Here is a 12377-nt window from a genome sequence, read left to right as displayed (position 1 = left end):
CCGGAGAACTTTTTGATATGTAATGGATTAGCAATGACATAGGGTAAGTTAGCGTTATCGCAGGCTAAGATGAATGGCATTTCTAAGCGTCCGGTGGCTTCGATGACAATACGTTCAGGGTGGTACTTTTTAATGGTTTTGATGGCTTGTTTAATGCCTTTTTCATCATTGGAGACATTAAAATAGATATCGAGAGGACGGATATAGATATCTAATTGTGACTTGCCGGTATCAACGCCGACATTAATGTTTTGCAGTGTATTTGTATTCATAATAAGCTAACTCTTGCTTGCTAAATGCGGGTTCGAGACCCAGAAGACTATTCGAGTGTGGTGCTTGGAGTTCTATCTGACGTTCGCTCTTGTTATCGGTCTCTCAATAGAGGAGCCATCGTTCAATCGAACTATCAGATAGAGAACTTTAGTTGCAGCTAAAGTCTGGGTCTCACTTTACCCTTATTCGTTAGTTATTATCCATACAAGGCGTTAAAGAGGGACAGCCAACGCGTGGCATTTTTATTATGCGTTGGTTTTGGTGGTTACGGTGTTATGCGGAAAGTTGGTAGTAGCGTTGTCTGCCCCTTAACGCGGCGTTATGCTTAATTTCATAAAATCAATCGGTTGTGGCCTTTTCTCTGTTCCTTCGGCTATTCGATCTTGTTTGTCGGCAATTGAATAATGCTGTCGCTGTTTGAAAAGAATTGATGCTGTGAATATCGAGCGGTTGCCTCATTTTTGCTCTGAGCTGGTTTGTGTTGAGTTTCTTATCCTCAAAGTCGCTTTGAGTGATTTGGCTCCTTGGCTTATCGGCCAAAAGCGTATCGGCAATTTTCTATTGTCTTGCGCTGTCTAATGAAAAGGCAATTTCGCTGGCGCTGTTGGTTCAGCGTTGTTGCCTCATTTGAGTTTTACGCCATTTTGCTGTGAGTTTAGTTGGCCAGATTTTCGTTGAAAGGGCACTTTGTTCTTTTGAGCGAGGTGAATTTATATCAGTTTTTGTTCAAATCATGGTTTCGATCAGGTTAACGAGTTTTGGTGCTTTGGTTGGTTTGAAAGTCTGAGTTATTCTAATGGTTGCTTAAACTTAAGTGTTTGAAGTTTAAGCATAACAAACGGTTCAAGAGGGATTCGCAACGCGCAGCATTTTTGTAATGCGTTGATTTTTGTGGTTTACAGTGTTGTGCGGTGAGTTGGTCGTTGCGTTGCTCACCCCTTAACCGGGCGTTATGTTTTATTGAGCATCAGCAAGATCAATTCACAAAATTTAATGTGGAAACTTGGTTTAATCTAAGAGGTTTTCTCTTCTAATTGATTGATATTATTCGTTTATTGTTCTTTTTGGTGGATATTGAAAGTTGAACGAGGCTTCTGTTTTTTCGGCTAACTTTGCTCTGATAAATTGTGTACGCAAAAGATTCAACTGTTGCTGAAAAGTCTCTTTCTTTGGTGTTGTTGGTTCATTGATTCCGCAGGCTATTTCGCTTCAGCATGTTTGGAATCTCATTGGCATCTAACTTGCTGACAGTGTTTGGTTAGCGCAAGTTTATCGATGTTTGTGTGCTTTTGTCTGGCTCTGCTCTGATAAATTGTGTACGCAAAAGGTTCGATTTTTGCTGAAAGGCCTCTTTCTTTGGCGTTGTTTGCTCCTTGATTCCGCAGGCTAATTCGCTTCAACTTGTTTGGGATCTTATCGGCAACAATACTTGCTGAAAGTAGGCAAGTTTATCATTTTGAGTTAAAGTGAACGGAACAAATAAATGTTGTAAAAATTCAATATAATCAATGAGTAATAAAACATAACAAACACTTCAAGAGGGACTTCCAACGCGCAGCATTTTCATTATGCGTTGATTTCGGTGGTTTCAGTGTTATGCGGAAACTTGGTAGTAGCGTTGTCAGCCCCTTAAGTGGGCGTTATGCTTAATCTCATAAAATCAATCGGTTGTGGCCTTTTCTCTATTCCTTCAGCCATTCTATCTTGTTTGTCGGCAATGATTCAAAGCTGTCGCTGTTTGAAATGAATTGATGCTGTGAATGTCGAGCGGTTGCCTCATTTTTGCTCTGAGCTGGTTTGTGTTTAGTTTCTCTTTCTCAAATTCGCTTTGAGTGATTTGGTTCCTCGGCTTATCGGCCAAAAGCGTATCGGCAATTTACTATTGTTTTGCGCTGCCTAATGAAAAGGCAATTTCGTTGGCGCTGTCGGTTTAGCGTTGTTGCCTCATTTGAGTTTCATATCAGTTTGCTGTGAGTCTGGTTGGTCGGGTTTTCATTGAAAGGGCACTTTGTTCTTTTGATCGTAGTGAATTTAACGCGGTTTTTATTCAGATCATGGTTTCGATCAGGTTAACGAGTTTTGGTGCTTGGGTTGGTTTGAAATTCTGAGTTATTCTAGTGGTTACTTAAACCTAACTGTTTGAAGTTTAAGCATAACAAACGGTTCAAGAGGGACAGCCAATGCGTGGCATTTTTATTATGCGTTGGTTTTGGTGGTTACGGTGTTATGCGTAAGCTTGGTAGTGGCGTTGTCTGCCCCTTAACCGGGCGTTAGCCGACTTCTAGCACCTTACTCATCAGTAAGTGTATACTTAGCCGAGTTTTACTTACATTGAAGAATATCACTATGACAGCATTAACAGATAACATGTGGAATATGAAACCCAATATACCGTTGGCCAAACAACTTGCCAAAAGAGATGTACCGGCTTTGGTTTATGATGCTGTTAACCTCGAAGGTGTTGCAATGACTTTACCTGAGGTGCAAACCATTCTAGATGGGATCACTGTAGGTGGTCATCGAATTAGTGATCAAAATATGGCAATGAACCAAGCTCGAGCATGGGAGTTTATTTTTGGCTTGGTTGATCAAGGTGAGTTCCAATTTAATAAAGAAACCGCCTTAAAAATCCACAATATCGCAGGCAAAGAAGAAGCGTTAGAGTGGGGTAAATTTCGCTCTGGTTACGTTTCTATCACGGGTTCAGAGTATGAGCCTCCGGCTCCAGATGAGTTGGACGAAAAATGGCTTGAAGTTGAGAGTCAGGTGAATAGCGAATCTGATGTTTACGATCAAGCAATTACTGCATTTTTACAAATGGCACGCGCTCAATTTTTTTGGGATGTTAACAAACGTACAGGTCGGTTCATGATGAACGGTATTTTGTTAGCTAACGGTTTCCCTATCATTAATGTGCAAGCTAAGCGTCAACAAGAGTTTAATACGCTCATGCTCGACTTCTATTCTTCTAATGATATGACAGCAATGAATAAGTTTTTACGTAGCTGTTTGGATGAAAAAATCATTCGTAATTTCAAGCTAGATCTGAAAATCGGCTAACAAGAGACTATGGTGTCAAGAGTTAATTTTTGGCGTTGTTTGCATCCCACATGCAGCCGTCTCTGAGCATAGAATTTAGGATAACTACCATCTTTCTGACACAAGCAATGATCGCTACTTTTTTAGGTTTGCCAGCGGCTAATAACTTTTGATAGTGCTGTTTAAAAACAGGGTTACATTGCATTGCAGACATCATGGCCATGTACAAAACTGTCCTGACTTGCATGCGTCCGCCTTTGATCATTCGCTTGCCCTTATAACTGCCACTTTCTCGAGTAATGGGAGCGACACCGATTAATGAAGCCGCTTGTTTGTTGGTGATGTAGCCCAGCTCAGGTACGTTACTGATGATGGAGGCTGCCGCAATTTTTCCGATGCCAGGTACGCTCTGTAATAGCTCATTTTTGGCTTGGTAATCAGGGCATGTCTCGATGAGTTTTTCGATTCGAGTCTCAATATTTTCTATCTATTTTTTGAGCATGGTAAGTAGGGATGATAATCGCCCCATAAATTAACTGACGTCAAAAGTAGAATTTTCTCGTACCATAAACGCAGGAGATTCTTTATGAAAACATCAAAATTTACCGACAGCCAAATCATGGCGATCCTCAAACAAGCTGAAGCGGGAACGCCAGTTCCTGAGCTGTGCCGTGAACATGGCATGAGTTCGGCTACTTTTTACAAATGGCGAGCCAAATTTGGCGGCATGGATGCGTCGTTGATGGCTCGTTTAAAAGAGCTGGAAGCCGAAAATGCACGGCTGAAAAAAAATGTACGCCGAAGAGCGCTTAAAGGCCGAAATTATTCAGGAAGCGATGGCAAAAAAGTGGTTAAGCCGTCGCAGCGTAAAGCGATGGCGCAACACGCGGTGGCCAATCGGAATGTGACTATCCGTATTGCCTGTGCGGCATTTTGTATAGCCAAACCTGCTACCGATATCAGCCGATCAATGACGATGAAAATGCGCAGATCGCGGATTTACTTATTGATTTAACTGAGAAAGAAACGGATTGGGGAGTTGCCCAGTATTTTCATTACCTGCGCAACGTGAAAGGTTTTGGTTGGAACCACAAGCGGGTTTACCGAATTTACTGCGATTTGGCGCTGAATTTGCGCATAAAACCACGCAGACGCCCCCTCTGGCAGGATAGTTGTCACTGTTAAAATTTAACCAGATTGGGCGGCAATGAGTTTATCGTGTCTCGTATCTCTACTGAAAGAAAAGAAGTAATACTTAAGAAGCTACTGCCTCCATCTTCGATGTCTGTAAGCCAAATATCAAAGGAAGAAGGCATTAGTCCTGGAACCCTGTATTATTGGCGGCAACAACTCAGACATTCTGGATCTCCTGTGCCCAATAGCAATACTTCATCAGAGCAGTGGTCTGCACAAACCAAACTCGCCATCATCGCTGAAACTTACTCAATGACTGAGCATGAACTCAGCCAATATTGTCGCGAGAAAGGTCTGTTCCCTGAACAAATCAAAGCTTGGCGAAATGAGTGCATGCAAGGATTTATGACAACGAAAGAACAGGAGCTAGAAGCAAAAAAACAAGCGAAAGCCGATAAAATGGAAATCAAAGCGCTTAAAAAAGAGTTACGTTTTAAAGAAAAAGCCTTAGCGGAAACGGCAGCCTTGTTGGTACTACGAAAAAAGCTGAGAGCCTTTTACGGGGAAGAACCCGAGGACGACTAACCTCAACCGATGAAAGGCAATACCTAATAACACTTATTCGCGATGCTCAACAACATGGTTGCCGTTTAGAGCAAGCTTGTCATGAGGCTGAGATTGACTTGATAACCTATCGACACTGGTATCAACAGGGCAATGTTCAAGCTGATAAAAGACCAACATGCACCAGGCCTGTGCCTGCTAATAAACTGACACAACAAGAGCGAGAAGCGATCATCGAAATATGTAATCGACCTGAATATGCTAGTTTGCCACCTACTCAAATCGTTCCGACTTTGCTGGATAAAGGCGAAGATATTGCCTCAAGCTACCACCGGATATTGAAGGCACATGGTCAACTGCATAAGCGTGGTCGACAGAAAGGAAGACAACGACATGCTAAACCAACAAGCTACACAGCGACAGGGCCAAATCAAGTATACAGTTGGGATATTACTTACTTGCCATCTAAGGTGATTGGGCAACACTATTACCTGTGCGTTATAGAAGATATCTACAGCAGAAAAATCGTTGGTTATGATGTCTATGAGAGTGAATGTGGTGAGTTAGCCTCACAACTCTTACAGCGTACATTACTACGCGAGCAATGCTTTAATCAGCCCTTAGTGCTTCACTCAGATAACGGTGCGCCAATGAAATCACTCACGCTCAAAGCAAAGATGGATGAGCTAGGTATTACCTCATCGTACAGCCGACCACGAGTCAGCGATGATAATCCTTATGTTGAGTCGCTGTTCCGAACCGTGAAATATATACCGAGCTGGCCCACGAAAGGCTTTGATGGTCTGGAAGAAAGTCGTTGTTGGGTCAACGGGTTTGTACGTTGGTATAATACTGAGCACAAGCATAGCAAGTTAAATTATGTTACACCTTCCGAGCGTCATAGTGGAAAGGATCGAGAGATCTTAGCGCATCGTGCAGAGGTACTACTGAGTGCGAAAAATAAAAATCCAGGGCGTTGGTCTAGTGATATCAGAAACTGTGATCCTGTTGGTGAAGTGCATTTAAATCCAGAAAAAGATGCTGCTTAATATCTAAGCAAATGATGACAACTAACTTGAAAAACACCGGACGACTCAAAAGAAACGCACCAGAACCGCTGAAAGAACCTACCCAATCAAACCAAGTGTGGTCGATAGACTTTATGCATGACCAGCTCGCGGATGGCAGAAATTATCGATTGTTCAACGTCATCGACGACTTCAAACGAGAAGGTTTGGCGATTGAAGCAGGATTCTCACTGCCAACAATACGGGTCCTAAGAACGCTAAATCAGCTTCTTGAATGGCGCGCAAAACCGATGGCGATCCGCTGTGACAATGGACCCGAATTTATCAGCCACGAATTTACAGAGTGGGCGAAAAAACTGGGGATCCGAATTGATTACATTCAACCTGGTAAGCCACAACAAAATGCGTATATAGAGCGACACAACAAAACAATAAGATACAGTTGGGTCAGCAAACATTTATTTGATACGCTTGAAGAAGTTCAAGACTATGCCACGCAATGGCTTTGGTTTTACAATCATGAACGGTCACACAAAGCAAATGGCGGAAAACCACAATTGATGGCCGCTTAGCCTCTACTTTTAACTGCCGTTAAAAATAGGGGGATTACCGGATTTAATCGATGACAATACGTTCAGGTTATACCAACACTACAGATTAATCTGTTTATTACGATACATCTCCCTATCAGCTCGGTTGAGCAATTCTGAGGCAGTATCTCCATCATGAGGGAAGTTGGCTACTCCGAGGCTGGCATGAATCGATAAGGTTTTTTCTTGTAAAATAAAAGGCATTTGAAAGGTACTTTCGATTTTTCGCACGACATCATTGATATGTTCACTCGGTAAATGAGGCAATAAAATAACAAACTCATCCCCTCCAATACGAGCTAAGGTATCTGATGCTCTAATGCTTTCCGTCAAGCGTTGTGAGATCGCTTGTAAAAGTTCGTCACCTACTTGGTGACCCCAGTAGTCATTAACGGGCTTAAACTTATCTAAATCAATAAATATAACAGCAAATTGAATAGGATTACGTTTAGCTTGTAAAATTAACTGTTCCATTCTTTCCATTAGGAGTCTTCGATTTGCTAGTCCAGTTAATGTGTCATGATTAGCAAGATGGGTAATTTCACGTTCTGCTTTTTTTCTATCGGTAATGTCACTGATGAAATTTAAAGAGGCGGGCTCTCCATACCAGTCAACCATAACGCCACTGACTTCAATGTCAATGATGTGTCCTTGAGCATGAACTAACTGAGCTTGATAGCGTTGCGGCGGTGTGGCTTCCTTAGCGAGACGTTGATGATGCGCTTTTAATACTGCTGGCTGGTATTCTGGACTGACTAAATCGAGGAATGAAGAAAGTTCAAGAAGTTGCTCAATACTAAGACCGACTATCTGCGCTAAATGATGGTTGGCGTATACAAAACGTTGATTCTGAATAACACCAATTCCTTCGTGGGCTGTATCGACCAACGATCGATAAAAGCGTTCACTTTCTCTGAGGCGTAACTCAATATTGTCTTTTTCCACCAATGTGGTTTCTAATTGGGATTTGAGCAGTAGTAATCGTCGATGAGAGCGGTACTGAAGCAAACCAATAAATAGTAAAGCACAGATAATAACTATAGAAATTGTGATTACTTTGATGGTCATTTTCCAGTCGTAACGATAATTCACAGAGATAGGTACATGCCGATTAATGGCTTGGTTGATATCTTCAACGGTCAATGTCGCAATCGCTTGATCTAATTTTTCTAGTAATAATGGATGTTGATGAAGCACGCCAATTCGTAATAAATTTTTATAATCACCGATTTCACCAGCGATTTTCAGATTAAACCAGCCTTCATTTCTAATGGTATACGCTGCGACTAATAATGAACGTAACGTCGCATCGGCCAGCCCTCTATCAACCAAATCAAAAGCTTCTCGTTCGGTATCCACTGGTATTAAATTAATGTTTGGATAGTCACGTTTAAGAAACTCATATACGGAGGTGCCGATAGGAAGGGCGATACTACTATTGGTATTGGCGAGATCGTTTAAATCATCGATGTAGTGATGTTCGTGTCGAGTAATTAAGACGTTCGGATTAACAAGATATGGACGAGTGAAATTGAGCCATTGACTGCGCTGTTCAGTTTTATTGAGTAGTGCCAAAATATCACACTCTCCGGCTTGTGATTTGACTAAGCTTTCATTCCAATCTGCCGTCGGTATTATCACAAACTCTAGTTTCGCTCGCTGAAAGATCACTCGAAGTAAGTCAGCAGCAATACCGATAAACTGACCATCCGTGGTGATTTTCTCTAAAGGTTCCCAATCAGGATCGACACACATCCGTACAGTTTGCTGTGACCAATCTCTGTCTGCCCATACCATAGCTGGACAAGCTAATGTCATTAGGCACAGCATTTTAATAAAGTATTTATTGATGACTTTAACAGAAATGATCAATGCATCGATTCTCTATACAGTGCGGTTAAAAAATTAATCCCTAGAAAACATTAGCATACTTTTATTTGATAAGTTGCGATAGGCGATAATAATTGCTACTTACTTAGTGACTTTTATGCAATTTCGACCGGATTTTTTAGCACTATACAGTGCTTGATCGGCTAAGGTTAATGCAGATTTTGCAGTGGGTTCTACATGGCTATCACAAACGCCAATGCTAATAGTAACAGTAACGGATGATGCTTTATGACGTTTGCGTTTTTTTGAACCTTCTTGATGATTAGTAGGGCGAGTATCAGTATCTCGAATAACTAAATCATAATGCTCGATGTCGTGACGTAACCACTCCAAATGTGGTTTTGCTTGCTCTGCCGTTTTGCCTTTAAAAAGCAAAGTGAACTCTTCACCACCGTAACGATAAGCTCGGCCATTACCGGGAACGAGCCTTAAGCGACTGGCAACGAGTTTTAGCACATCATCACCGGTTTCATGGCCATAGGTATCATTGAAGGCTTTAAAGTGATCGATATCAACCATTGCAATCGTAAAGTTTTTCCCTAAACGCTGTAGATCAAGATCCAAAGCATGCCGAGCAGGTAGTTGAGTTAATCGATCATTGAAAGCTAATGCATGGCCTGCCGCGATCAAATACAAGATCAATAAGACACCAGCGAGTGAAAAAAGAATACTGGATATAAAGGAAACATGGAAAAAAATAAAAGTGGTGCTGGTTAACAATAAAGCGCTGTAAATAGTGGCATCGATCATCCGATTCCTTGTTAAAACTAAAATCGCACAGATACCGACTAAAGCGAAAAGATAGAGAACTAAAATAAATGGCAAGCGAGAAATTTGCGGTACGCTATAAAGTAAGCCGCCATGTAAATCGATGACGGCCCCATCATAAAAGTGAGTTACACTCAATATTCCCCATGACAACAACATGAGTAGTAAGGCAATGAATTTGACAAAACTGCGTGTAGCAAGCCCTTGATTGTAGAAAGCATAACTAATCAGGCAAGCGACAGGAAGTAACGTTGCCAAGAGAGATAATTCAAGTAATGTTGAACCATCGGAGAGGGGGGATTGCAGTCGGTATTGGATTATTAGATAGCTTATCAGCAATACACTGGCGATCATGGCTATCCGACTTTGCTTGAATAAATGAGCGATAGCAATAGCGGAGATAAAAAGCACGTAAGGCAAATTTTGCGCAAAGCCAATATTGCTTTGCACGACCATAACAAGGTTATCGATTCCGATCCAGACTGTGATGAGTAACAGGATAGGGAAGGCAAAACGAAACCAAGACGAAGAAGCAAAATCTGTCGACATAGATTATTCATGCGCCATTTGAATCAATGTAGTCCCTTATTGGTGAAGAGTTAGGCAAATGGTTTAAGTCTCTTTGCTTATAAGAATACGTTGATTTTAATAATTGCCAAGTTTTTTGCTACACTGAACAGGCGATAGTGCGGTGTGGTGATACTTTTACTCAGGTCACTTATTTTTAGCATCATCGATCGCCCGATAATACTTACGGACAAGCTTGCATGATTCAGGAGAAAACGGATGCAGTTAAATGTTGATGTACATAACTATATGGAAACGTTGGTTGGGCAAGTATTAGTTCAGCGTCAATATAGCGATAAATACAATCATGACCAATTAGCGGATCTTGCCTGTCTTGCATTAAGTCAAATGCGTCCGGTTTATATCCGACATGATGTTGATTTCCTTTCCGCTCTTCCTGAAGAGCGGTTGGTGATTTTAAAGCAACAAGCTCTCGCTGCCATTCAAGCGGCGGAGCCTATGATCATTGAAGATCGTCGTACTATGCGAGATAAAGAGATTCCTGTTATTTTATCTCAAGCTCGGTTTGATCACGATAATCCGTTAGAATGGTATGAAGAGCCAATTCTGAAAAACAATAAGAAACATAAGGAGTAGTTGTGGGATTATTTGCTCGTTGGTTTGGGGGAAGAGATAAAAAGCAATCAGAATCAATTCAGCCTGTTGAATATAAAGGTATGCTCATTTATCCAGAATCGATGGCTGAAAACGGTCAATATCGAGTAGCAGGCCGAATTACTCAAGAGATCAATGGAGAGCTGCATACTCATCGTTTTATTCGTTCTGATATTTTGTCAACTAAAGATGATGCCGATCAGTTAATGTTAAAAAAAGCTCAACTTTTTATTGATCAGATGAGTGGTCAGATCTTTAACTAATTTCTCCAGTCGTTGACAGAAGTCATGAATAAAAGAACGCTAAGTCGCTATGCTTAGCGTTCTTTTATTTTTTGTCCCAAAATCAAGGAAATGATATGCGAATTGGTGTGCCAAAAGAGAGGCTCGCGGGTGAAACTCGAGTGGCTGCCTCACCTTCATCAGTAGAGCAACTGATAAAACTCGGCTTTGAGGTTGTGATTGAGTCTCAAGCTGGTTCATTGGCAAGTTTTGAAGACAGTGCGTTCCAAGCGGCTGGTGCGATAATTGAATCCTCCGAGGTAGTGTGGAACTGCGATATTGTTTTAAAAGTGAATGCGCCAATTTACAATCAGCAAATCGATGAAGTCTCGTTATTAAAAGATCAAGCGACTCTGATCAGTTTTATCTGGCCAGCTCAACATGCTCAGTTGATGGAAAAACTGGCAATGAAAAGTATCAATGTGTTGGCGATGGATTGTGTTCCTCGTATTTCTCGTGCCCAAGCGTTAGACGCACTATCATCCATGGCGAATATTGCCGGCTATCGAGCGGTTGTTGAAGCGGCACATCAATTTGGCCGTTTCTTTACTGGACAAATCACCGCTGCAGGCAAAGTGCCTCCCGCGAATGTGTTTATCGCTGGTGCTGGGGTCGCAGGCCTTGCCGCTATAGGGGCTGCGGGAAGCCTTGGCGCAATTGTTAGAGCGTTCGACGTTCGTCCAGAAGTTAAAGAGCAAGTGCAATCGATGGGGGCTGAGTTTCTGGAAATTGAACAGTTGCCGACGGTTGCTTCGAGTGATGGATACGCTCGAGAGATGTCGGATGATTTCAATCAAAAAGCAGCAGAGCTTTACGCAGAACAAGCAAAAAAATCCGATATTATTATCACTACCGCACTGATCCCTGGTAAACCAGCACCGACACTCATCACCAAATCGATGGTAGACAGTATGAAACCGGGGAGTGTGATTGTTGATTTAGCGGCTGCCAATGGCGGGAACTGTGAGTATACGGTCAAAGATCAGTTGATCACGACTGATAATGGCGTAAAAATTATTGGCTATACCGATATGGTTGGTCGTCTTCCCACTCAAGCCTCTCAGCTTTATGCAACGAATTTGGTCAATTTATTGAAACTGCTTTGTAAAGAGAAGAACGGCGTAATTAACATCGATTTTGACGATGTTGTACTGCGTGGCGTCACCGTTATTAAGCAAGGTGAGATCACCTGGCCTGCTCCGCCTATCCCAGTCTCTGCGCAGCAGCCAGCTCAAAGCAAACCGATGATAGAAAAACCAACTAAGCAACCAGCATCACCTTGGAAAAAGTTGATTGGTTTAGCGACTGGCGTCGGTGCATTTGCTTGGATAGCATCAGTAGCTCCGGCGGCTTTTCTCGGCCATTTTACGGTGTTTGTACTAGCTTGCGTAGTTGGCTATTACGTGGTGTGGAATGTAACTCATGCACTACATACCCCTTTAATGTCAGTAACCAACGCTATCTCTGGAATTATTATCGTCGGTGCTTTAGTACAAATCGGCCAAGGCAATGGGATAGTAACCTTTTTGGCATTTATTGCCGTTTTGATTGCAAGTATCAATATTTTTGGCGGCTTTACGGTCACGAAACGTATGCTTGACATGTTCCGTAAAGACTAAAGGAGAATA

At 41.9% G+C, this 12377-nt stretch carries 8 protein-coding genes and 3 pseudogenes; 7 read left to right on the top strand and 4 right to left on the bottom strand.

Annotation, left to right across the window (positions count from 1 at the left end):
* Positions 1 to 272, bottom strand: a 272-nt coding sequence (locus BSR11_RS15355; protein WP_139299858.1) for an IS110 family transposase, incomplete at its 3' end; no start/stop codon positions are given.
* A 2347-nt stretch (positions 273 to 2619) separates the two neighbouring features.
* Here BSR11_RS15355 and BSR11_RS15345 point away from each other — a divergent pair.
* Positions 2620 to 3333, top strand: coding sequence for a Fic family protein (locus BSR11_RS15345; protein ID WP_172465333.1), 714 nt, complete (start codon positions 2620 to 2622; stop codon positions 3331 to 3333).
* A 22-nt stretch (positions 3334 to 3355) separates the two neighbouring features.
* On the opposite strand, the pseudogene BSR11_RS15340 reads toward BSR11_RS15345, so the two are convergent.
* Positions 3356 to 3799, bottom strand: a pseudogene (locus tag BSR11_RS15340) (transposase); the annotation flags it as partial.
* A gap of 99 nt (positions 3800 to 3898) precedes the next feature.
* Between BSR11_RS15340 and BSR11_RS16980 the strand changes: the two are divergent.
* From BSR11_RS16980 to BSR11_RS15310, 3 genes and pseudogenes are all read left to right on the top strand, one after another.
* A pseudogene (locus BSR11_RS16980) lies at positions 3899 to 4467 on the top strand (transposase); the annotation flags it as partial.
* A 63-nt stretch (positions 4468 to 4530) separates the two neighbouring features.
* Positions 4531 to 6059 (top strand): IS3 family transposase gene (locus tag BSR11_RS15315; protein WP_375152951.1). Its coding sequence is split into 2 segments (ribosomal slippage): positions 4531 to 4984 and positions 4984 to 6059, totalling 1530 coding nucleotides; the frame shifts between segments, so codons are not numbered across the junction.
* Positions 6060 to 6094: 35 nt separating this feature from the next.
* Positions 6095 to 6610: pseudogene (locus BSR11_RS15310) on the top strand (DDE-type integrase/transposase/recombinase); the annotation flags it as partial.
* Positions 6611 to 6688: 78 nt separating this feature from the next.
* On the opposite strand, the gene BSR11_RS15305 reads toward BSR11_RS15310, so the two are convergent.
* A complete protein-coding gene (locus BSR11_RS15305; RefSeq protein ID WP_083545023.1) occupies positions 6689 to 8500 on the bottom strand; it encodes a diguanylate cyclase domain-containing protein in 1812 nt (603 codons plus the stop codon).
* A gap of 99 nt (positions 8501 to 8599) precedes the next feature.
* The gene (locus BSR11_RS15300) at positions 8600 to 9835 is read right to left on the bottom strand and encodes a GGDEF domain-containing protein (protein WP_072671186.1); all 1236 of its coding nucleotides are present in this window, start codon (positions 9833 to 9835) and stop codon (positions 8600 to 8602) included.
* A 237-nt stretch (positions 9836 to 10072) separates the two neighbouring features.
* Between BSR11_RS15300 and BSR11_RS15295 the strand changes: the two genes are divergently transcribed.
* From BSR11_RS15295 to BSR11_RS15285, 3 genes are all read left to right on the top strand, one after another.
* Entirely contained in the window at positions 10073 to 10450 is a 378-nt protein-coding gene (locus BSR11_RS15295) for a late competence development ComFB family protein (protein WP_072671185.1), read from the top strand.
* A 2-nt stretch (positions 10451 to 10452) separates the two neighbouring features.
* Complete coding sequence (locus BSR11_RS15290) at positions 10453 to 10731, top strand: HlyU family transcriptional regulator (protein ID WP_072671184.1); 279 nt, start codon at positions 10453 to 10455, stop codon at positions 10729 to 10731.
* A 95-nt stretch (positions 10732 to 10826) separates the two neighbouring features.
* Positions 10827 to 12368: a Re/Si-specific NAD(P)(+) transhydrogenase subunit alpha gene (locus tag BSR11_RS15285; RefSeq protein WP_072671183.1), complete on the top strand. Its 1542-nt coding sequence runs from the start codon at positions 10827 to 10829 to the stop codon at positions 12366 to 12368.
* Positions 12369 to 12377: the final 9 nt, after the last annotated feature.

It is taken from the genome of Vibrio injensis, from assembly GCF_001895205.1.
Lineage (GTDB): Bacteria > Pseudomonadota > Gammaproteobacteria > Enterobacterales > Vibrionaceae > Vibrio > Vibrio injensis.
The sequence above is the reverse complement of the archived record's forward strand: the minus strand, read 5'-3'. Positions and strand labels throughout refer to the sequence as shown.

Bases quoted from the DNA above. Each gene is read 5' to 3' on its own strand.
- BSR11_RS15285 (WP_072671183.1), top strand. From the start codon at position 10,827: ATGCGAATTGGTGTGCCAAAAGAGAGGCTCGCGGGTGAAACTCGAGTG.
- BSR11_RS15300 (WP_072671186.1), bottom strand. From the start codon at position 9,835: ATGTCGACAGATTTTGCTTCTTCGTCTTGGTTTCGTTTTGCCTTCCCT.
- BSR11_RS15295 (WP_072671185.1), top strand. From the start codon at position 10,073: ATGCAGTTAAATGTTGATGTACATAACTATATGGAAACGTTGGTTGGG.
- BSR11_RS15345 (WP_172465333.1), top strand. From the start codon at position 2,620: ATGACAGCATTAACAGATAACATGTGGAATATGAAACCCAATATACCG.